The organism is Litoribrevibacter euphylliae (assembly GCF_042646085.1).
Classification (GTDB): Bacteria; Pseudomonadota; Gammaproteobacteria; order Pseudomonadales; family Litoribrevibacteraceae; genus Litoribrevibacter; species Litoribrevibacter euphylliae.
On sequence record NZ_JBHRSZ010000005.1, the window covers coordinates 38,081 to 60,790 of the forward strand.

The 22,710-nt window shown below is 44.4% G+C and carries 18 protein-coding genes; 8 read left to right on the forward strand and 10 right to left on the reverse strand.

The window, feature by feature from the left end; all coding sequences use genetic code 11:
• Nucleotides 1–10: 10 nt before the first annotated feature.
• Together motB and motA are read right to left on the reverse strand one after the other, a co-directional pair.
• On the reverse strand, nt 11–1,063 hold the full coding sequence (gene motB, locus ACFOEK_RS13015; protein ID WP_386721630.1) for a flagellar motor protein MotB: 1,053 nt from the start codon (nt 1,061–1,063) through the stop codon (nt 11–13).
• A gap of 52 nt (nt 1,064–1,115) precedes the next feature.
• On the reverse strand, nt 1,116–1,967 hold the full coding sequence (gene motA / locus ACFOEK_RS13020; RefSeq protein ID WP_386721632.1) for a flagellar motor stator protein MotA: 852 nt from the start codon (nt 1,965–1,967) through the stop codon (nt 1,116–1,118).
• Nucleotides 1,968–2,278: 311 nt separating this feature from the next.
• Between motA and ACFOEK_RS13025 the strand changes: the two genes are divergently transcribed.
• The 3 genes from ACFOEK_RS13025 (at nt 2,279) to asd (ending at nt 5,948) form a co-directional block, all read left to right on the forward strand.
• Complete coding sequence (locus ACFOEK_RS13025; protein WP_386721634.1) at nt 2,279–3,994, forward strand: HDOD domain-containing protein; 1,716 nt, start codon at nt 2,279–2,281, stop codon at nt 3,992–3,994.
• An 85-nt stretch (nt 3,995–4,079) separates the two neighbouring features.
• Nucleotides 4,080–4,928 (forward strand): sulfurtransferase, encoded by an 849-nt coding sequence (locus tag ACFOEK_RS13030; RefSeq protein ID WP_386721636.1) that lies wholly within the window; start codon nt 4,080–4,082, stop codon nt 4,926–4,928.
• A gap of 162 nt (nt 4,929–5,090) precedes the next feature.
• Nucleotides 5,091–5,948: an archaetidylserine decarboxylase gene (gene asd, locus ACFOEK_RS13035; protein ID WP_386721638.1), complete on the forward strand. Its 858-nt coding sequence runs from the start codon at nt 5,091–5,093 to the stop codon at nt 5,946–5,948.
• A gap of 40 nt (nt 5,949–5,988) precedes the next feature.
• Here the strand turns inward: asd and epmA are convergent, their stop codons facing one another.
• Both epmA and efp read right to left on the reverse strand, forming a co-directional pair.
• Nucleotides 5,989–6,954: an EF-P lysine aminoacylase EpmA gene (gene epmA / locus ACFOEK_RS13040; RefSeq protein WP_386721640.1), complete on the reverse strand. Its 966-nt coding sequence runs from the start codon at nt 6,952–6,954 to the stop codon at nt 5,989–5,991.
• A gap of 96 nt (nt 6,955–7,050) precedes the next feature.
• Nucleotides 7,051–7,617 (reverse strand): elongation factor P, encoded by a 567-nt coding sequence (gene efp, locus ACFOEK_RS13045; RefSeq protein ID WP_386721642.1) that lies wholly within the window; start codon nt 7,615–7,617, stop codon nt 7,051–7,053.
• A 34-nt stretch (nt 7,618–7,651) separates the two neighbouring features.
• Here efp and epmB point away from each other — a divergent pair, with 34 nt between their 5' ends.
• The 3 genes from epmB (at nt 7,652) to ACFOEK_RS13060 (ending at nt 12,873) form a co-directional block, all read left to right on the forward strand.
• Nucleotides 7,652–8,659 carry an EF-P beta-lysylation protein EpmB gene (epmB, locus tag ACFOEK_RS13050; protein ID WP_386721644.1) on the forward strand — a complete coding sequence of 336 codons (1,008 nt, stop codon included), beginning with the start codon at nt 7,652–7,654 and terminating at the stop codon, nt 8,657–8,659.
• A gap of 215 nt (nt 8,660–8,874) precedes the next feature.
• Nucleotides 8,875–10,707 (forward strand): GTPase, encoded by a 1,833-nt coding sequence (locus ACFOEK_RS13055; protein WP_386721646.1) that lies wholly within the window; start codon nt 8,875–8,877, stop codon nt 10,705–10,707.
• 78 nt (nt 10,708–10,785) lie between these two features.
• Nucleotides 10,786–12,873, forward strand: coding sequence for an EAL domain-containing response regulator (locus ACFOEK_RS13060; RefSeq protein WP_386721648.1), 2,088 nt, complete (start codon nt 10,786–10,788; stop codon nt 12,871–12,873).
• A 91-nt stretch (nt 12,874–12,964) separates the two neighbouring features.
• On the opposite strand, the gene serB is transcribed toward ACFOEK_RS13060, so the two are convergent.
• Entirely contained in the window at nt 12,965–14,179 is a 1,215-nt protein-coding gene (gene serB / locus ACFOEK_RS13065) for a phosphoserine phosphatase SerB (protein ID WP_386721650.1), read from the reverse strand.
• A gap of 215 nt (nt 14,180–14,394) precedes the next feature.
• Here serB and ACFOEK_RS13070 point away from each other — a divergent pair, with 215 nt between their 5' ends.
• Nucleotides 14,395–15,756, forward strand: coding sequence for an adenylate/guanylate cyclase domain-containing protein (locus tag ACFOEK_RS13070; protein ID WP_386721652.1), 1,362 nt, complete (start codon nt 14,395–14,397; stop codon nt 15,754–15,756).
• Between the two features lie 60 nt (nt 15,757–15,816).
• Here ACFOEK_RS13070 and ACFOEK_RS13075 read toward each other — a convergent pair whose 3' ends face one another.
• From ACFOEK_RS13075 to alr, 4 genes are all read right to left on the reverse strand, one after another.
• Nucleotides 15,817–16,272, reverse strand: a complete 456-nt coding sequence (locus ACFOEK_RS13075; protein WP_386721654.1) for a DUF4288 domain-containing protein — start codon at nt 16,270–16,272, stop codon at nt 15,817–15,819.
• A 124-nt stretch (nt 16,273–16,396) separates the two neighbouring features.
• Nucleotides 16,397–18,199 (reverse strand): sensor domain-containing diguanylate cyclase, encoded by a 1,803-nt coding sequence (locus tag ACFOEK_RS13080; RefSeq protein ID WP_386721656.1) that lies wholly within the window; start codon nt 18,197–18,199, stop codon nt 16,397–16,399.
• A gap of 309 nt (nt 18,200–18,508) precedes the next feature.
• Nucleotides 18,509–19,336, reverse strand: a complete 828-nt coding sequence (locus ACFOEK_RS13085) for a methyltransferase domain-containing protein (protein ID WP_386721658.1) — start codon at nt 19,334–19,336, stop codon at nt 18,509–18,511.
• A 33-nt stretch (nt 19,337–19,369) separates the two neighbouring features.
• A complete protein-coding gene (gene alr, locus ACFOEK_RS13090; RefSeq protein ID WP_386721660.1) occupies nt 19,370–20,446 on the reverse strand; it encodes an alanine racemase in 1,077 nt (358 codons plus the stop codon).
• Between the two features lie 421 nt (nt 20,447–20,867).
• Between alr and ACFOEK_RS13095 the strand changes: the two genes are divergently transcribed.
• Nucleotides 20,868–21,797 carry a hypothetical protein gene (locus tag ACFOEK_RS13095; RefSeq protein WP_386721661.1) on the forward strand — a complete coding sequence of 310 codons (930 nt, stop codon included), beginning with the start codon at nt 20,868–20,870 and terminating at the stop codon, nt 21,795–21,797.
• A 124-nt stretch (nt 21,798–21,921) separates the two neighbouring features.
• Here ACFOEK_RS13095 and ACFOEK_RS13100 read toward each other — a convergent pair whose 3' ends face one another.
• Complete coding sequence (locus ACFOEK_RS13100) at nt 21,922–22,665, reverse strand: SDR family NAD(P)-dependent oxidoreductase (protein ID WP_386721663.1); 744 nt, start codon at nt 22,663–22,665, stop codon at nt 21,922–21,924.
• Between the last annotated feature and the right edge of the window lie 45 nt (nt 22,666–22,710).

Here is a 22,710-nt window from a genome sequence, read left to right on the forward strand (position 1 = left end):
AGCTAGGAACTTAAAAATCATCCAAGTTCCAGATTTGCTCGTTATCTTCCGCCTCTTTAAAACGATCAGGAGAAGGTAAGTCATCCGGTTCAATATTTCCCAGATCGTCTGAGATCTGTTTTGTGGCCTGCTGCATTTCGGACTTTGTAAACGGTTGGGAACGAGGCCTTACCGGTTCAATAACCTTAGTCTGATCCTTTTCCTGAGCAGCGCCTCCCGCATTAGTCCGAATCTGGTCGGCCGCTTTCTTATTCAACACAATCATGGCAATCCGACGGTTTACCGGATCAAACGGACGCTTATCATCAAACAACACCGTATCCGCCAGCCCCACAACCTCAGCGACTTTAGCTCCTGGCATCCCCCCTTCAACCAAAGTGCGTCGCGCTGCATTAGCCCGATCCGACGATAACTCCCAGTTGCCGAAGTCATCATCATCGGCGTATTTAGCCGAGTCTGTATGCCCGGTCAATTTAATTTTATTAGGCACTTGAGACAAAAACGCCCCCAATTCCAACAAAATATCTCGAGTGTAGTATTTTAATCGAGCACCACCCGGATCAAACATCGGCCGCTTGGTTTGATCAATCACCTGAATTCTTAAACCTTCCTTAGTGATATCCAACACCAATTGGTTCTTAAATGGCCTGAGCGTCTCACTCTCTTCAATCTTTTTGGACAACTCTTGCATCAAATCTTTAAGGCGTTCACGCTCAATCTTTTCTGCAAGCGTTTCAATATCTGCCGCCGACATCACCCCTTGAGGGTCGATGTAATCACTGTCATAGCCTCGAGTTTCATTGTTCGCATCTAACGTCTGAGGGCTACCGCCCAGATCAATCACATAGCGACTACCACCACTTTCACTCACTCCGGCAGGGTCTTTGAAATACCCTTCAATGGCCTTTTTCTGAGTTTCGTTAGTGCTGTTCAAAATCCACAGCAAAAAGAAAAACGCCATCATCGCCACCGCAAAATCGGCAAAAGCGACCTTCCACGAACCACCATGGTGATCGTGTTTCTTGACCGACTTTTTAACGATTATGGGTTGAAACTCTTCCACTAAACTACCTATGCAAACATTGAGAGACGAGACTGAAGAAGTTCAAATCCCATTAACGGTTTCTGACTCTCTTATCTAACTCGGCAAACGATGGACGATAATGCGTTGGAATGGTCTTACGTCCAAACTCAACGGCTAACTGAGGAGGCATGCCATTTTGAGACGCGACAATACAGGCCTTAATACACTGATACACATCCATCTCTTGATGGACTCTGTTTTCAATGGCGTTACTCGCCGGCCCAATGATTCCGTAAGCCAATAGGATACCAGTAAAGGTACCCACCAAAGCCGCCGCCACTTTACCACCAAGCACTTCCGGTGGTTCAGCAATCGCAGCCATACTCAGAACGATCCCCATTACTGCGGCCACAATACCGAAACCAGGTAACGCATCAGCAACTCGAGCCAAACCCACTGCGGGCGCTTCTCTCTCATGGCGCAATGCATCCATTTCAATATCCATCAGATTATCTAATTCATGAGAAGCCATATTACCGGAGGTAACGAGTCGCAAATAATCGCAAATAAACATGGTCATTTGCTGATTAATTAAGATAGAGGGGTATTTAGAGAAGATAGGACTTTTGGTCGGTTCTTCATAATCCGCTTCAATAGACATCATGCCTTCACGACGACTTTTGGCGAAGAGATCAAAAAGTAGGCTTAACACATCCATGTAGTAACTCTGATTTACCTTGGACGGCATCATTAATCGCCCCAACCACACTAATGCGGCTCTGGCTGTATAACCGGTATTTGCTACAACAAAGGCACCTGCCGCACCACCGCCGATGATCAGGATTTCATGCGGGTGCCAAAGTGCATAAAGCTCACCACCAGCGAGAACAAAACCACCCCCGACAGAGCCAATTACAATAAGCCAACCTAGCAGTACGAGCATCGAAACTCCATGTAACCATTAATTAGAAACTCTTTTAGATCCTTGATACCAATGGCTAAAACAGGGACCAAGGATTCTAAATACATCCAGATATTTTCTTGTTTAACAAACAAATACCGTTAGTTTTTTCTTATCGACCAGCAATCTATAAATATTAGATAAATTTTATAAGCTACTATAAAACACGTCTGTAGAATGATTGTAAATAAAGAGTTTTTTAGCCATCCTAATACGCTTCAGAGGATCCCTAAGTAAAAGGTTTTATAACTTCTGCCGATAATTACCATGATTAATTAGGCCACGATGACTCCATGGAAATAAGTAAACGTCCCAATTCTGCCGAAGGCTGGGCTAATCTCATTAAAGATCAAGCCCTACCGCTGCTACCCAATACTAGCGCACAATTGATTACTGCGCTTAAGCAGTCAGATCTCGCTTTCAGCAAATTGTCTGCGCTGATTCATCGAGACCCGATTGCCTGCCTTTATCTCATCAAGTTTGCGAATCAGCAGAATAAAAACCCGAATACAGAGATTCATTCACCGGATCACGCCATCAGTATGCTGGGTATGGACAAAGTTCGTACCATCATGAAAAAACTGCCAACACTGAAACTCAATCCAAGAAACATTGCTCATCGGGAATACTTACAATCACTGTGCAATAGCCTTCACGCCGCAGCCCAAGCCGATGCTATGGCAGAAGCTAAGCCTCTGCTACCCAGAGAAAAACTGTATTGGTCTACGCTCTTTGCTGGTACCGGCTTTTGGTTAATGTGGTCGGCGGCCCCCCATGAGATGCGAATCGTTCAATACCTGACGTTTGAAGAACGTATGCCAATGGAACAAGCCCAAAAGAAAGTGCTAGGCTGTACCATCCTGGATATCAGCCAATTCCTCGGTAACTTATGGCAACTGCCTACTTTCACTCAAGCCAGCATGATCGAAGGGCTGAAACCAAGTCGACGCCAATTAGTTGAAATCAGTAGGGCATGCCCGGAAACGTCCGGTATTCCAGCCAACGTCAACAGGGATATAAAGCTGCTGATCAACACCCCGACTTTCCCTACGTTCTTAGGAAATTTCATTGCTCTAGAGAGCTATAAAAACTGGCATGGTAGAAACTTTGAACGAGCCATTTCTATTTATGGTGCTTATATGGCATTGGATTATCAAACGGCTTATCACCATGTTCGAGATGCTGCCATTAAAGTTTCCCGAGAACATCCAATTCCGTACATTTTATTACCAGCGAAACATCTGCTTCAGATCCCTTCGGATATCACACGTGTCAGCAAACCAAGCTGGGCAACCGATGAGATTCCTCACAAACCAAAAGCAGCCCAAGCTTCAGTTGCAACACAGGAACAAACGTCTGACCCCAAAAATAGTCAGGCATCAGAAGACAGTACGCCCAAGCAAAAACCTGAAACAATGGCAGGCTTAGCAACAAACCATATCGCTAAGATTAAGGACAAACGTAACCTTCAGATGCTCAGTGAACTGACTTCAAACATGCTGAAACATCCCGAGCGCTTTCAAGATATTCATGAACTTATGAACGCCGCGGTGCAATGCATTAAATACGGGTTAGGCCTTGAGCGCTCATCCGCTGCACTCATAAACAGCTCATGCACAAAGCTGGTTACCTATTACACGTCAGGCATGATGGACAGCCCTAAGCTGGCCGATTTAGTGATTGATCTGACCAAGCCAAGCCTTTTCCAAAAACTTGCTCAGAAACCATTAGGCACCTGGATTAATCAATCCAACTTTCCAAAAATGAGGAACGCCATTCCAACGGCACTGGTCAACGCATCCCAATCTCATCACTTTTTTATACAATCGATTTTTGCCAAGAATAAACCTGTCGTGATCATTTATGCCGATTCGGGAGAACGAGGCTCAGAATTGACAGAAGAAGACTATAAATACTTCAAAATCCTTTGTCGTGCATTAGGTCATTGCGTCGAACACTTCTCTGACCGCAAAGCAACACTGAAAAAAAGCCAGCAAATCTCAACCTAAGTTTATCTCTTGAGCTCTTTTCTAACGGCTGTTTTTCGATAGAATACAAGACGACTTAAAGCAACTTACTAATGGATTGAACATCGTGGCCACTGCAAAACCACTGCTTCCACTGATTCTGGAAGTGGAAGAGCTCAACCAAGCATTACAGCAACCCGAAATCTCAGACAAGCTAATTATTCTGGATCTATCCACTGAGGAATTATTCAACCTGGGACATATCCCTGGTGCTATTTATGTCGATCACAAGCGACTCACGTGCGCACAGCCACCAGCACCCGGACGCCTACCTGAACTTGAACAACTGTCTCAGCTAATGTCCGACATTGGTCTAGAAGAAGACGCTCATGTTGTGGTTTACGATCATGAAGGCGGACCTTGGGCAGGTCGATTCATCTGGACTCTCGACCTACTCGGCCATACACAAAGCTCTTTCTTAAACGGCGGCAGAGATGCCTGGATGGCAGGGAAATTTGATCTCAGTAATGAATCACCGAACATCTTACCATCCGATTACGAAGCGAAATTTGTCCACCCTGAAGTAAGAGCTACCAAAGAATTCATCCTAGAGAACTTATCGGACATCCCAGACTCACACATCATTTGGGATGCACGCTCACGCGATGAATACACTGGCACCAAAGTTCTAGCAGCGCGTGGTGGCCACATTCCGAATGCAACGCATCTGGAGTGGACCGACACGCTGGACAAAAACAACGCCAACCGCTTGCGCCCTCAGGACGAATTGAAGAAATTACTGACAGCCAAAGGTATTACTCAAGATAAAACCATTATCTCGCACTGCCAAACCCATCGTCGTTCAGGCTTAACCTATTTGGTCGCCAAATCATTAGGCTACACAAATAATAAAGCGTATGATGGCTCCTGGTCCGAATGGGGCAACGATCCTGACACCCCGGTTGAACAAGATTAATTAGCATTGAGTGCAGCTTGCTCAGAATCGTCAATACCGATATTGATTGGCACGCTGCACAAGAAATACACCATCGTCATTATTTAGTCATTGCTTTCGATCATCATCAAGCACGGACCAACGATAAATACTGACCCACAAATACAGTAAGTGAATTACATAATGAAAGATCGTTTATTTGCGCTTTCGCAGCACATCATGCCACAGCATGCCTTGTCCCGTTTGACCCGTTTAGTCGCAGAATCTCAAGCTAAATCCATCAAAACACCATTTATCAATACCTTTATTAAGCAATACGGTATCGATATGTCGGAAGCGGCCAATCCAGACCCTGCGAGCTACGCAAACTTTAACGATTTCTTCACCCGCGCCCTTAAGCCAGGTGCCCGAACCATTGTTGAAGGCGATAAAACCGTCGCATGCCCTGCCGATGGTGCGGTAAGCCAACTGGGCGATATTGAATCAGGCCGTATTTTTCAGGCCAAAGGCCATGATTTTGGCCTAAAAGAATTACTGGGTGGCGATGCGGCCTTAGAAGACGAATTCCAACAAGGTAAATTCTCAACCATCTACCTTTCGCCTAAAGATTATCATCGAGTACACATGCCATTCACTGGCACCTTACGCTCGATGACTTACATTCCAGGCAAACTGTTCTCAGTAAACCCAGCAACTGTTAACAATGTAGATAACCTGTTCGCACGTAACGAACGTGTCTCTTGTATCTTTGATACCGAGTTCGGTCCAATGGCGGTGGTGCTTGTGGGAGCGATGATCGTTGCCAGCATCGAAACAGTATGGGCAGGGCTAGTAACGCCACCGAGAGGCAAGCTGACCACTTGGACTTATCCAAGCGAGGGAGAAAAAGCGATTCACCTCAATAAAGGCGATGAGCTTGGCCGTTTCAAATTGGGCTCTACCGTTATTCTTTGCTTCCCGAAAGACAGCATTGAGTGGGAAGGCTCTTTACAAGAAGGCTCCGCCACTCGTATGGGTCAACTGGTCGCAGATTACAGCTAACCCCGTTGTTATCAGGTTTAATGCCTTTGAATCGAAGGCATTAAACTCTGGCATACGGAAAGGCAATTACCTCCGATATGTTTTGATAGCCATATCGCACCATCAACAACCGTTCGATTCCCAACGCAACACCACTACATTCAGGCAGCCCAGCGTCTAACGCAGCGACCAACTTTTTATCCCAAGGTAATTCTGGCTTACCATACGCTTTTCGAGCCTCATTATCCTGTTCAAAACGTCGCGTCTGCTCTTGTGCATTCAAAAGTTCATCGTAACCATTCGCAATTTCTGCACCTGAGACATACAGCTCGAACCGTTTGGCCACTAAAACACCATCGACCTCAGCCACTTTGGATAACGCCGCTTGGCCAGCCGGAAAGTCATAGACAAAGGTTAATTCATCCTGCCCCAAGCTTGGTTCAATCGAATGACTCATCAACAGATCCAAACACGACTCCAATGGCTCATCACTCATGTCACACCCGGTGTGTTCGATACAAGCACGTCGAAGAACATCAAGAGAGGCAGCGAAAGGATCAAGATTCAAATACTGTTTAAAAAGAGAGCGGTAAGAATGATAGGAGACTTGGGATAACAACAACAAGCTACCAACCAGTTCAGCAACTTCATCCATCAGCTGCTGAAAGCTCAAACCAGGTCGATACCATTCAAGCATCGTAAATTCAGGATTATGGCGACTCCCCGCCTCTCCATTTCGAAACGCCTTCGCAATTTGAAAGACACTGCGATGATGCGTAGCCACCAAGCGTTTCAATGCAAACTCAGGAGAAGTTTGGAAGTACAGGGTTTCCTTTTCGCCCGCAACATCAACGTCTGCAGCAATGGAATCCAAATGCAAATCAGTGGTTGCTCCGCGCATAAGCACAGGAGTATCCACCTCCAAAACGTCTCTTTCGAAAAAGAAACTGCGAATCTCGGATAAGGTTTTCGCTCTTTGCTGTAACCCCTCCCAAGAGGCGCTCGCCTGCCATGTATTTTCGACCATCGTTTATTCCAAACTTTCATCCTGTAGAAACAAAAAAGGCGGCCTAGGCCACCTTCTCTGGATTAAGATGTAATAACTACATCTCATTGCTCCAAACTATGCGCGTGAAACGTATTCGCCAGTTCGAGTATCCACTTTTAGCTTATCGCCGATATTCACAAACAAAGGCACTTTAACCACAGCACCTGTGGTTAACGTCGCAGGCTTGCTTCCACCTTCAGCGGTATTCCCTTTCAGACCTGGGTCAGTTTCGGTCACTTCCAACTCAACAAAGTTAGGTGGCGATACGTTCAATGGCTCACCGTTGTACAAAGTCACAGTGTAGATATCCTGCTCTTTTAACCATTTGATGGTTTCACCTACCGCTTTCTCGTCAGCCGCATGCTGTTCAAAAGAACCATCGGTCAACATGAAGTGCCAGAATTCACCATCGGTGTACAGATATTCCATGTCGATATCCATTACATCCGCCGCTTCCAGAGACTCGCCTGATTTGAAAGTACGCTCCCATACTCGACCAGATTTCAGGTTACGAAGCTTAACTCGGTTAAATGCCTGGCCTTTACCAGGCTTTACATATTCGTTCTCAAGGACGGCACAAGGGTCGCCATCCAACATTACTTTAAGACCCGAACGAAAATCATTGGTAGAATAAGACGCCATACGTACTCGCTCTATTTTGTATTTGGTTGTAAAAATGAAACTGATCCAATCGGACTTTGACTCTCGGCCTCAATGGAAACACGAATTATCCAACGCGATCGAGTCGATTCATCAATTGCTGCATATTCTAGAGTTAGATCCTTCGAAATTAAACCTCAGTGATGCAGCAATTCATCAATTTCCGTTGAGAGTCCCGCTTTCCTTTGTAAATCGAATGCAAAAAGGCAACCCAACCGATCCGCTTTTACTGCAAGTACTTCCTGTTATTGAGGAAGAAGCAGACCACCCTGGTTTCTCAACCGACCCGTTAGAAGAGTTAAACGCTAACCCGGTTCCCGGACTTATCCACAAGTACAAAAACCGGGTACTGCTTATTGGGGCTCAGGCCTGTGCCGTAAACTGTCGCTACTGTTTTCGTCGTCATTTCCCCTATCAGGAAAATCGTCTGAGTACTCATCAGCTGGATCGTATCATCACGTATATCGAAGATCACACCGAAATTGATGAAGTGATTCTTAGTGGCGGTGATCCGCTGGTCAATAACGACAAACAGTTACAACAAATCGTTAGCCGTCTAAATAACATTTCACACCTTGAACGATTAAGAGTACATACACGCTTACCCGTTGTGATTCCTTCACGAATAAATAACGACATGCTGCACTGGATTAACGCCAGCCGCTTACCCATTACTTTTGTTATGCACATCAATCACCCCAGTGAAATCAATGATGAATTCACGGCCGCAGTGACACGCTTAAAAACCACGAAAAGCCTGGTGTTAAATCAAGCGGTGCTGCTCAAAGGCATCAATAACGACTTAGATACTCTGCTTTTATTAAGCAAGAAACTGTTTCAGGCGGGCATTCTTCCCTATTACCTAAACGTGCTGGATAAAGTGCAAGGCAGCCAACACTTTGATGTACCAGAAGAAGACGCTTTAAAATTAATTCATACTCTGATGGAACACACCTCAGGCTACTTGGTTCCAAAGTTGGTTCGAGAGCTGCCTGAAGTCCCCTATAAAAAGCCTATAAAATGACCTGAACGTACTTTACCGGCTTAGTTTAACTGGTTGATATTCCTAGCTCTTAAGGTATTATCAAGTAATATCAATAACAATAATTTACTGTCATTCGGGCAACTTGAAACAAAGCGTAAGCGGTTATAAAAGTTTGTGTTGAAATATTTTTAAGCCAACATGAATTATAAAACTATACTTAGGTTTCCAGTTAAGCGAATACTTGGTTCTTAGGCATGAGTGCACCAAAATCAATAAAGCTAAACATCCCGGAACAGGATCTGACGCAATTAACATTCTGTGACGCGAATGTTCGAAGTCTTCAAGCATGGGTTGACGGATTACCTATGACCAACATAGGTGAAACCTCCAAACGCTTATATCATGCCATCATTGAATTAAACCGCTTACACTTAACACCTCAAGTCCGTTATCAGTTATTGGAGTTATTGCGCCCATCCATTTACTTTATCTGTCGCGCACTAGGAAAACATTACCTGCAACAACCGGTGGTGATGCCGGAAAAGCCACTCAAAATTGCCAATCTTGCTCAAGCCCTGCAGTCTCATTTAGCAGCGGGTTACAAAATAGCCATCGCTCAAGGCCTCGAGCTTTCCAACAGTGAAAAGCATCGAAAACTACTGACCTTTTGTATACACAGAGCCATTTCGGATCTCGGTCGCACCATTGTTCGCGCGTACCAACTGTACCGACCTACACCCGCCAACACCTGGACAGAGATTCATCAACTCTACTTGCTGGCAGAAAGCAAAGGTCTGCTGAATTACAAAGTCATCGACAAGCCAAACAGCAAACTTGAAAACTCAACCATTGAAGATGCTTATCTGAGAATTTGTTTGCTGGGTACCGCTAAGCCCAACCAAATCCGACAACAAGAACTACTCAAAGCCTATGATGCGCTTGAATTTTGGGTAGATCAGGTAAAAGTTTGTGCTCCGGACGAAAAGCACGCACTGTTTGTAGCTTTGCTTGCGGAAGACTGTCCTCCGATATATCGAATCAAAGCCAATAGTTCCAATAAAGACACCCAGAGAGGCATAGAAACGCAGCACTTGGTGGATTTACTGAATCGCCAAAGTAGCCTACCGGAAAAAACTGACGAGTTTTTCATTCAGATTCCTAACGATATAGGGCCTAATCTACTCCAGCATTTAACGATTTCCTGGGGGCGCATGACCGAACGCGGGTTTGCACGTGCACCAGCACAAGGCACCATGGAACTATTGATTGGCCTAGCGTCTGTGCACTTTCACTTAGCAGGAGAACGAACGCTACACGAACAACTTGGGCAAGACGTTGAAACCGTGGTTCTCGGCGGCACAGAAAATCCCTTTTTACACGGCAGATCCCAACAATCCGGGGTCGGTAATGGTACCGACGCTTGGTCCAGCGCCTTTGATGCCGGCGGAGGTAAAATGCCCTCGCTTGGTGATGTTGGCATGGGCAGCATTAACTTCATGCCGAATCAGGTCGCAGAAGAAGAAAGAGAAAGAATCCGAAAACACCAGGCACCGATTCATGTCATCGAAACTTTGGACACCAGCCCTGGCGGTTACTGTCTACGCTGGAGCTCAGATGTTCCCTTAAAGGCTCAGTCGGGTGAAATCATTGCTCTAAGAGAAAACCAACATCAAGGCTGGAGCATCGCGGTTGTCCGCTGGATACGCCATATAAACAACAAAGGAACTATGATGGGAGTCGAACTGCTGGCTCCGTCTGCATCGCCTTGCGCTATTCGGTTAATTCAAAAAAGCGGATCGATGTCAGAGTTTTTACACGCTCTGCTTCTCCCTGAACTGGCAGCTATCGGCAAACCTATGTCGATTATCGCGCCTAGACTGCCTTTCAGAGTAGGCAATAAGGTAATGGTCAATCTGGCTGGAAAAACCTCTCAATATCAACTGAACAAACGCTTAACAGCAACGGCTAGTTTTAATCAGTTCCAACTAAAATCTACTAGCTCAAACATCAATATCGACAAACCAAATACAACCAAATCATCTTCCCCACTGGGCGATGACTTTGATTCTCTGTGGCCGAACCTCTAGAAGCATCACCACCGATTCATGTTATGATTCTGCGTCAATTTCGGGACAGAAAACGACTAGGACTAAGTTAGACACTACATGCGCGAGATTAAGTTTGATCAAACCATAAAATTATTGCTTTTGGATCATTCTCAAAATGATGCCGAGCTCATGGTCAGTTATTTACGAAACTCTGGCCACGCAACCCGTGCCGAGTACGTCGACTCTATAGACACTTTTTCAGAACTCATCAATTCTGGTCACTGGGATTTAATGATTGCACGCTATGAAGCCGAATCACTCCCCTACAATGATGCGATAGATGAAATCTTCAAACAGGATAAAGACATTCCCTGCGTAATCATCACAGACGAGTATTCAGCAGAACGCGTTGTTGAAGTCATGATGAATGGCGCATCCGCTTTGGCACCGCGTGAAGATTCTGATCACCTTCTTCCCGTTATCAAAAAAGAACTACAAAGTCTCGCATACCGTAGAGAACTAAGAAGTACTCTAATTAATCTCAAGGATGCGGAAAAGCGCTGTAATTTACTGCTCGCCAATTCAAAAGATGCGATTGCTTACGTTCATGAGGGCATGCACATTTATAGCAATGATGCCTACATGCACCTGTTCGACTATGACGATCCCGACGAACTTGCCTGCATCCCTATCATTGATTTGGTGGCATCGAATAACCAAGATGAATTCAAACAATTCCTAAAAGAATATCGCACCGATCCATCGAAACAAGAATTCCATTGTTTGGTTACTCGTTCAGACGACAGCGATGTTAAAGTCATCATGGAGTTTACTGATGCCACCTATGATAACGAGCATTGTACCCAAGTCATTATTCGTCCGGATCAAGACAACGAGAAGCTAGAAGCCAAGTTAAAAGAGATCAGTAGTCAGGATCTGCTAACCGGTCTCTACAATCGTAATCACTTGTCAGAACAACTTGAAAGCGCGTGCTCACGAGCCATTCAGCATAATCAACCTTCTGCTTTTATGTACGTTGAACTGGATAACTTCACAACTGCCAGCGTTGGCGTGAGCGTTTCCGACCTCGATATTATCCTAAGCGACATAGCCCAGGTTATTCAGAGCAAGCTCGGAGATTCATGCTTGTGCGCACGAATTGGTGACGATGATTTTGGCCTTTTGTATCCACAGTCCGACATAGATAAGTGTAAGGAAGATGCAGAAGCCTTACGACAAACTATTGAAGATCATCTCTCAGAAGTTAACGATCGCACGATTCAAGTCACCACAAGTATCTCACTGGTTCCCATTAATGAAACCACGACCAGTGCCAATGAAATTCTCACTCGCGCCACAGACACCGTAGTAAAAGCACGAGCGAATGCCGAAGAAAAAGGAAACGTGGTTGAGCTTTATGTGCCAGAGAAGCCAAAACTTTCTGGCGAGAGCGCAATGGCGGAAGAACTTAAGCAAGCCATTGAAGATAACCGTTTAAAAGTTTTATTCCAACCAATCATCAGTCTCAGAGGAGATTCTCGCGAAATCTATGAAGCTTTGATTCGCATGGTTGATGAAGATGGTAACGACGTTGAACCAGGTGAATTCCTAAAAGCAGCCAATCTCCACGGCATGTCTCTGGCGATGGATAAGTGGGTGATCATTAACAGCATTAAACTGTTAAGTGCGCATTTAGCCAAAGGTCACCACACTGTGCTCTTCATTAACATTACAGCCGCCAGTTTACTTGAACCGACATTACCTTCATGGATCAGTAAAGCATTACGCGCCGCGCGATTACCAAATGACGCCATCGTTTTCCAAATTGCTGAAGAAGACGCCATTACCCATTTGAAACAAGCGAAAGAGTTCACCCAGAAGCTTGCCGAGCTGAAGTGTAAAGTATCAATCAGTCATTTTGGATGCGCCACAAATCCGTACAACACTCTGAAACACCTTGTGCTTGAGTACATCAAAATTGACGGCTCTTATACGTCTCAAATCGAAAAGAGCGATGAAGGCTTCGAAGAGCTGACAGATATGATCAACACCATCCAAGGACAAGGAAAGCTGTCTATTGTACCAATGATTGAAAGTGCCTCGACGCTGGCTCAACTGTGGCAAACTGGGGTAAATTATATCCAAGGGTACTTTCTACAAGCACCGTCCAACACTATGGACTATGACTTTGGCGGTGACATCTAGGGAGCCTCTAAAGTCACCCTACATCATCAAGTCTGTTATAACTGACATTAAAAAAGCACCCATCGGTGCTTTTTTAATGTTTAACCTTACCTTACAGGTGCACTTCGTCTCGATCACGCATTCCGATTAGGTAAAGAATTGCATCTAAGCCTAAGTTAGATATGGCATGCTTTGCGGTCTTACGAACCAGAGGCTTCGCTCGGAAAGCAACCCCCAAACCAGCCACACTGAGCATAGGTAAATCATTGGCACCATCACCAACCGCAATCACCTGATCAAGAACAATACCTTCACGCTCAGCAATTTCTTTAAGCAATTCAGCTTTACGATCGCCATTGACTATCGTACCGGTAACGTCGCCTGTAACCTTGCCATCTTTAATGTCCAACTCGTTGGCATGAACATAGTCAATGTTTAACTTCTTCTGCAAATGACGAGCAAAATAAGTAAAGCCACCCGAAAGAATGGCGGTTTTATAGCCCAGAGTGTTTAACGCACTGAGTAATTGCTCAGCCCCTTCAGTCAACTTCAAACGATCCGCAATCGACGCCAATACCGACTCGTCCAGCCCTTTAAGCAATGCAACCCGGCGCCTAAAACTTTCATCAAAATCGATCTCGCCCTGCATGGCCAGTTCAGTGATCTCAGCAACCTGCTCGCCAACCCCCGCTTCCTTTGCTAACTCATCGATCACTTCGGCTTCAATAAGTGTGGAATCCATGTCGAAGCACACTAAACGACGCGTCCGACGGTACATATCGTCTTTTTGAACTGCGATATCCAATTCCAGTTCAGCTGACACTTCCAAAAACTTCGCTTTCAAGTCAGGAACATTTTCCGCATCGCCTCGAATCGAAAGTTCAACACAGGCTTTCTCTCGTTCACGGCTGTCATTCAGTCCAATGCGCCCGGACAAACGACTGATGTTATCGATGTTCAAACCGAATTCAGCAATAATCGACGAAACCCGTGCAATATGCTCAGCGGTAATCTTTCGGGACAACAAGGTAACAATGTGACGATCTTTCCCCTTGTCAGACACCCATTCCTGATAACTTTCTGCTGAGACTGGTGAGAAACGCGATTGCATCCCCATTTCATTTACGCAGAACAACACCTCTTTTAATGCAGGCCAAGAATCAGCTCCCGAAAACTCAGCCAAAATACCTAAGGCAAGTGTGTTATGTATCACAGCCTGACCAATATCTAGAATATTTACGTTATGCTTAGCGAGAAGGGCTGTTACAGAAGAAGTAACTCCCGGCTTATCCGGACCGGATAAGTTGATCAGAATAATTTCTTTCACTACAAAACCTGTATGAAATGCCGTCGTTAAAATGGACGTTTAGTATGAAAAATTTCAGGTTCGAATGTTAACAGAGTCCGATAGAAAATAAGAGGCTCTTATTCTATTTAATACGCTCCCACGATATACTGGTTTTTTCCAATCTCAGTTATGCAAATCCTGTATTTCCGACAACAATTATAACTATAGCCTTTCATTTTAGTGTGTACTCAGCCGTGAAACAGTTTTTCTCCGCAGTCGTTTCAAAACTCAAGTCGCTACATACCATCTTTGTACTTTTATTTACCGTCTTACTGAGCGTTACCAGCTGGTTAACCTGGAACCAACTGGACATTCATGTCCGATCAGATTTAATTCATCAATACCGTTCGATTGTCACCACTACCGCCGAACAAGCAGCTCAAACTGCACGCCCGCTGATCCAGACCAATGATCGTCTGAGCCTTCAAGTTTATGCACAAGAGAGCATTGATAAACGGCAACTGGACAGCATCACCTTCTACAGCCCTTCTCAAGAAATTCTGGCATACGCCAATCGAAAAAACGTGGCTAGCATCTCGAAACGAGTGACCAGCTCATCCGAAATTACCGCCAATGACACAACTTTGGGCAGCGTCACTGTCGTTTTATCAACAAATGCAATCGAGGAAATCCTCAATCAAACCACCAGCCAAATCATATTAATTTCCGTGGCGGTATGGATTCTTGGCATTATTTTGATGCGCTCTTTGTTTCATATCTATGAAATGAAAGTGACTTCATTAGCTCATCGCATTAAGTCACCTCAACGAGAAGACAGCTATAAGAGCAGTTTCTTAGAGCTTAAACCGCTCGAGAATGAAGTGGTGCTATTTCAGCAAAAACTTTTAGATCAACAAGAATTAGATAACAACCTAAGTCAACTTTTGAATCCCCAGGCGCTACATCAGGCCGCCAAAGAATCAGAAACTAACGAGCTTTCTGTCCGAGCCCGGTATTCTTCCGTGCTGTACGTAAAAGCGCTTGGACTCGAGAATATCAATTCAACATTATCCAAACGCGACAGTGCACGCCTAATCTCAGAGTACGTCAATTTATTACAGCAAGCTGCCAAGCTCTATAATGGTTTCGTTCAAGTACAAGCAAACGGGTTAACAATCATCTTTGGCGCCCCCCAAAAAATGAACGATCACTGTTTACACGCCGTCTGCGCGGCAAGTTTTTTATACCGTTTATTGAATAACTACAATCAACAACGGCTATCCCTCTCCAAACCATTACTCAAGTTCCAAATTGCCATTCATTCAGGTGAAGTATTCTGTTTTGATACGCCAGAACAAGCGTCAATGGCAATCTTCGGAGATGTCATTTTTGAGGCCGCGCAATTGGCTAGCCTGGCAAAACCAGGGCAAATATTACTCAGTGAACAGGCGAGAAAAGAGCCAGAACTGGAAAACAAGGTGATATGCAAAGGACCTTACAGCCTAGGCACTCAACAGAGTTTACTGGTATATCAAGTGAGCAGCTTAGAAGACAGTTACGATCAGCTGATTGAGCGACAAGTGAAACACATTGCGTCCTTACGTCAACCAGCCTGAGGAAGTGCTCTTACACAATAGAGAACAAAGCACTTAAAAGAAACTAGCAGAGCTTACTGACTACCACTCCTCATCAATGGTATTGATGATATCGTCGTCATTACCCTCTGATTCAAATTCCTGACTTAAGAACTTTTTACTGAAACGCTCGTCATCATCTGACACTGCGCCTAAGCGCATATCCATGATTTCAGAATCCGAAGTCTCACGGTTAATCAGCGAGGTACTACTGAAGACTTCCACTGACTCTGAAGGCGCTTCACCCAACATATAGGCGTCACAGGCTTCGATATAATTGATACAAATACGCTGCCCATATGGATTAGTCTGCTCAACACGCGCATATTCACGAGCCTCTCGCTCAGCCTGCTCAATGGCATCATCAAATGAATCTGCTCTTAAAAGAACAATCCGCTCTTCGAGCATATCCAAATCTTCACGAAAATCCTCATCTGGATTTTCCACAAATCCATCGGTGAAGGTGCGATATAGCGTTTTAACGGCGTACCAGTTCATGTTGAGCTCCTAAGTAAGATACTCGCATTGTAGTAAATTTGGCTTAGCTTACAATCGCTTTCTTTCATCCATTGTACTCTTGAAGCCATATTCAATCTAAACTCATGGCTATTTCAGCGATCTCTTAAGACTCGTTAGCGCCAATCACCCGATTCCGGCCTTCGTCTTTTGCCTGATATAAAGCTTCATCGGCCAATTTAATGAGCTCTTCATATCGGCCCGCCTCTTTCGGTTTGGTCGATACAAAACCGATACTCATCGACAAGGGAACTCGCTTGCCTTCAAACATCATCTCAAGTGACATGATATTCAAGCGAATCATTTCAGCCAAGTACCGCGCCTTTTCTTTGGAAGCCCCTGGCAGAATAGCGACAAATTCCTCACCGCCATAACGGGCAACGGTATCAGAAGTTCGCTGAACATTATCACTCAGCACTTTTGCGGTAGCCACTAAACAAGCATCACCAAATTGATGGCCATAACAGTCATTAATCTGCTTAAAGTTATCCAGATCCATGATTAATACTGCTAAGGCGTTTCTGTCACGCTGAGCACGCTTATATTCCTCTTCCGCCTTCATATCCAAATAACGACGGTTATACAAACTGGTCAAGCTGTCTCGAATCGTCAGTTCTTGAAGCTTATCATTCAACGCTTCAAGCTCTGCTGTACGCTCAAGCACTCGCTGCTCCAAACGCTCATTATCTTGGCGTTGAAGTGTTAAGGCATGCTCTTGAGCTTCTCGCGCCAATCTCTCTTGAACGATAGCTCGCTGCTGTGCAGCAAATCGCTTTTTACGCTCCATATTGATTTGCTCAACCAAGGCCATCGACAGCAGAATCACTTGTACAGCCGAACCATAAAGGGAGGCGTTCTCAGTAAATAGATTCCTAGGCAAGATACCAAATTTATTCAACGCCAATATCAAACCACCAGCAAATAAAAATAACCAAGCTAACGTGAAATACTGGATTGATCGACCAATCGAACGCCATAAATACAAACCACCAGCCATAGCACCCAGACAAATAATTGTACTTGAGTAGACCATCACCCGAATCATAAAGTCATAGGAAAGAACAAAAGATAGGAAGATGCACACCAACCCTAACCAAGTGGCGGCACGATAAAACAACTCAAGTCTTGGCGAACTAAGTCGTAAATCCAAATAAGAGCGAATGAACATGGTGCCAAACACCAAAGACAAAGCCAAACTCACCAGAATACTCTGATCATTCCAATGAATACCCGAAGGCCATATATATTGATAAGCAAGACCGATTAAGGACGCCTGAAAGAGTCCATAGCTCACCACGTAGAGCACATAATAGAGATTACTTTTCTGGCGCACGGTTAAGAAGATCAAGGCGTTATATAGTGCCATTACCACCAGTAACCCAAAGTAAACGCCTAAAATCAGAACATCTAGCTGATCATGCTTCATAACCCCGCCATACCCCCATAATCGGACAGGTACTTGAACGGCACTACTGGTCTTCACACGAATATAAATATCGACTTGATCAAGGGGCGATAAGGTGACAGGGATCCGAAAGTTTCTATGCTCAAACACTCGGTTAGAAAAAGGCTGCTTATCACCTAACTTATAAAAGCTCTGAACATCTCCGTCTTTAACAACATATAAGTCCACATAATCCAATACGGGATAAGCCACCTCTACGACCCACTCAGATCCAAAGTGCGCAGCATTCAGTAAAGGCAAGTGAAACCAGTAAACGGAAGAAGAGTAACCAAAGTTTGGAGGGTTATGATCAACAGTCTGCCAAGCGACGGGCAATTCAGCGCTCAATTCGCCTTTAACCTGGCTTTGCCATTCCAGCGAAGAAAGTAGAACTTCCTCTAGACTGGCCTGCCCTTCAATATCTTTATAGACGTACAAGTTTTCAGAGATTTGTTGATCGCTCACGCGATCCAGGCCAGCCAAATCCAGCCGAGGAAAAAAGTCAGAAGCGGCCTGAGCGTGATTAAACGTAAAAAAGAGGCCAATTATGCTTAAGGCAGCAAGATAGCAACAAAAAGAGATTAGCCCACCTTTACAGGCCAAGCCAGGCATTATGTTTCTAAAGAGCAAACTCAAAAGATGACCGTTTAATCGTTATTATGATCGGAAAAAGATTGAGCGATACCTTAGTTCTTTGGGCATCGAATCTCAAGCACCAACAGTTCTTAATCGTATACAACAGAATAAACTCCCAATACGGAATTCATCGCCTTACTATAACTTTCTTCCTATAAAATGAACGTATCGACCCATTTTATTATAGGGAGCTCGAATCCCAAAATACGCTTCTTTTTCCAGAATGTCTTCTTGAGAGTGCCCTTTGGTTAAGTGCTTATTCAAATAATCATCCAATACTCGCACGCCCGTTCGCTTAATTAACTGACAATCCAATTCTAACAGCCAAGCCTCCACTGTATCAGGATGAATTGGACCTGGCGGTGTCAAACTACGACCTTTAATCATAGTCAGCGCCGGGTCAGCATCAGGGTCTTCCATTTGTTCCATCCACCGGTCTACCCAGCGAAAGTTACCCTTTAAAAGATTTCTGAAGTACACCGCACTTTTGTTATACACCGTAAAGGAGAACCATCCGCCTGGTTTTAAGAAATGTATTACATCAGTAAGTACATCCTTCGGATCCACAACCCATTCAAGCACCGCATGACACATCACAAAGTCAAAAGAAGTAGGAGAAATGTGTTGATTCAATTCCTGTATCGGCGCATGAATATAGTCAATTGAACCATTAAGCTCAGATTCACTCATATTTTCTTGATGGGATTGTTTGGCCAACAATAACATTTCTTGAGAAATATCAGAAAGCACAGCACTGTGACCAGTCTTAGCCAATTCAAAGCTTAACTGTCCAAAACCACCACCAGCATCCAGTACCGACAAATTCGATAATGAAAATAGCTCAGGCAAGTAATTTTGAAAATCACTCCATAGCCGAGAGAGCCTGATATGCCCTTTCTGAGAACCATAGATTTTCTTTTGGAAATGCTCAGCAATGTCATCAAAGTTTCGGTCAAGGTGACTCATGCCTTAAACACCCAACAACACGACAGAATTTCATTAACGCACATAATGAAACGCCACTCGATTGGTTAAACCTGTCAGCAATTCATAGCCTATCGTGCCGCAGTGCGCTGCTACCTGCTCAACAGGAACGTGTTCACCCCATAACTCGACCTGATCACCCAGAGCAACATCCGGGATATGACTCACATCGACAGTCAACATGTCCATAGAGACTCTACCAACCAGTTCGGTGTATACACCGTTCAAATAACAAGGCGTACCTGACGGCGCAGAACGAGGGTAGCCATCACCATAACCTAAAGAAACAGTAGCGATCTTCTTCGGAGTAGAGCATTGATACGTTGCACCATAGCCGATCCACTCGCCTTCCTCGACATCCCGCAACGCAATCACCGAAGCACGAAGAGTCATCACAGGCTTCAAAGAATCAACCAACTGACCTGCACCAAAAGGAGACACTCCATACAACATAATCCCTGGTCGCACCCAATCACGGTGCAAGTCAGGTCGGGAAAGAATAACGGCTGAATTGGCAATAGAACACGGGAAAGGTAAGCCTCGACTCATTTCCTCAAAGCATTGTTCTTGAAGTTGATTCTGCTCATGACCAATCTCATCAGCACATGCCATATGTGTCATAACGACCGACTCAACAGGTAAATGAGCGTCAGTCAGCACAGATAATGCTTTCTTCCAATCTTTTGAAGAAAAGCCTAAACGGTGCATTCCTGTATCCAACTTTAGCCAAATCCGAGGAATACCCTCTGCACCATCGTTTACGAGTTCAGTTAACTGAATTAAATTATGGATCACCAGATCCAACTTCAACTCTTTGGCAATAGCTAACTCATGAGAAAAATTAAAGCCTTCTAATAAGACGATAGGGGCCACAATGCCAACACTTCGCAGCACATCAGCTTCATCCAGCGTTGCCACACCAAAACCACCAACACGAGGCTCAATCACACGAGCCACTTCCCCGGCACCATGACCATAAGCATCAGCCTTGACCATAGCCAATACACAACTCTGAGGCGCAGCCTGTTGAATTACATCTAAATTATGAGAAATAGCCGACAGATTTACGGTTGCAGAAACACGACTGGACATAAGCAATTCATACTAAAGCCTATAAAAAAGTGGTCGCTAAGTTTATCAGAATATGAATGCAAAATGGCGAGATTAGTTAACAAAAAAGCACCGCCCCCAACCAGACCATAAATTATCGTATAAACAACCAGTTATCGGTATAACATAAAGTAACTTATTTTTTTTGCTTTCTAACTCGACAAATGAAAAACTATGACTACACTACGAAATTAATAAATGGGTAACTTAAGCACCAATTATTGACATATACCGATAAGTAAGTGTTAATTATCGGTGCAGTTATCTTAATAATAATTTTCAGGACGCCCGCAATCTTAGGGATAAGAACTGGCACAATGTCTGCTTAGCTTAACCCCATAGGTTACTGGCACAACCAATGAAGGTTGACTTGGATTTTTAACGTAAGTAAAAGGAAAACACTATGGCACAATTTACACGTCTTGCAGCAGCGATCGCAGCAGCTTCTCTTGCAGGTGCGGTTCATGCGGGTACTATGCAAACTGGCGATACCGAAGTAACGTTAAGCGGTGAAGTTATCTTTGCTGGTAACTACACTGATAACGATGACACTGGTAGCTCTTCAAACCTATATCTTGATACTGTTTGGCTTGAAGTAGAAGCTTCGAACGGCCCTGTTACTGCTGGTTTTGCATTGGATTACGGCGATGACCAAACAGGTGAAGTAGTTGATAACGCTTATATCAACTACAAGCTAAATGACAACTACACTCTATTCGCAAAGCATGATGACACTTACATCGGCTTCCAAAAAGCGACTTCAAAGTGGAACGATACTCTTAACGATACTCTAGTTGACCATGACGGTGACGAGATGTACGGTGCTAAAATTTCTGGCGGCCCTATCTCTTCAACCATCTACATCACTAATGGCGCAGAGCATACTGAAAACGGTGGAAGTGAAGACGATCTACAAAACTTCGGTACTTCTGTAGATTATGAAGCAGACATGTTCTCTGCTCATTTTGGCTACATCAGCTCTGTAGATGGTGCTCCAAATACTGGCGCATTCTCTGTTGGTGGTACAGCTACACTTAACAACATCCTTCTAGCTGCAGAATACAACTGGCTGTCTGATGAAGTGAACGACGAAGATGTTTCATTCCTACATCTTGGTGCTGAATACACTATGAACGACTACACACTGATTGCTTCTTATGAAACAACTGAAGAAGCAGACCAAGTTGGTGAAGGCGTTGAAGATCGTATCGCATTCGGTGTTAACAAAGACATCAATGACATGCTTTATGTTCAAGCAGAGCTTGATTTCGACAGCAAGTACGACGACAGCGATGACGTAGTTCTTGAAGTAGCTGTTGGCGCTGCATTCTAATCCTTCCCTTAAGGGAAAATTAGAGCAAAAAGGCACCTTCGGGTGCCTTTTTTATTTTACCGCCTTTAAGCCATTAGCTTTAAATCATAACCATTAAGGTATTTGCGAAGCATCAAACTCCCTATCAACTCATTTTTGCCAAAACTGACTCAGGCACTGCTTTCATAAGCTGACTGACGACACTCCATGGTTTTCTCGGAACCGTTGAGGATTTAATTTCTTTTTGAATTAAATTCAGGATTTCCTTCGCCCCCTCTTCGACAGGAACCAAGAATGGACGGCTCGCCATATGACGATTAATGTCCGTATCGATGTAGCCTGGAAATAACGTTGTCGTCTTTACCTTCGTTCCTATTAATTCCACGGACAGAGCTTCCATATAGCTTTTTACAGCCACTTTAGAGGCACAATAAGAAGAGTGTTTTGGTAGTCCACGAAATGCAGCAACGGAGGAAATAGCCACAAACTGCCCTTGGTTACGCTCTTTAAAGGTAGGAATAATCGCCTCGGCTGTTGCCATCAAACCAAGTACATTAGTTTCAATAACCGATTTATGCTCTTCAAATGCCCCGACGCCAACAGGCCGACTGACACTGATACCTGCATTTGCAACAACTAAATCCAGTCCACCTAAAGAAGCATCAACTGCCTCAACCACCTTAAAAACTTGCTCATAATTTGTTACATCAAGAGCATGTATTTCTACATGAGCACTTGGAAGAACACTAACAATTTCGTCTCTAACGGATTCCAGTGTCGACTTATCACGAGCAGTCAAAGCCAGCATATAATCTTGCTTGGCCATTTCTAACGCCAGCGCCCGACCAATCCCTCGACTAGCGCCCGTTATTAAGCATGTCTTAGTCATAAGCCTTCCTTAAATAAAGTATTAGTCTGAATTCAGATATTAAGT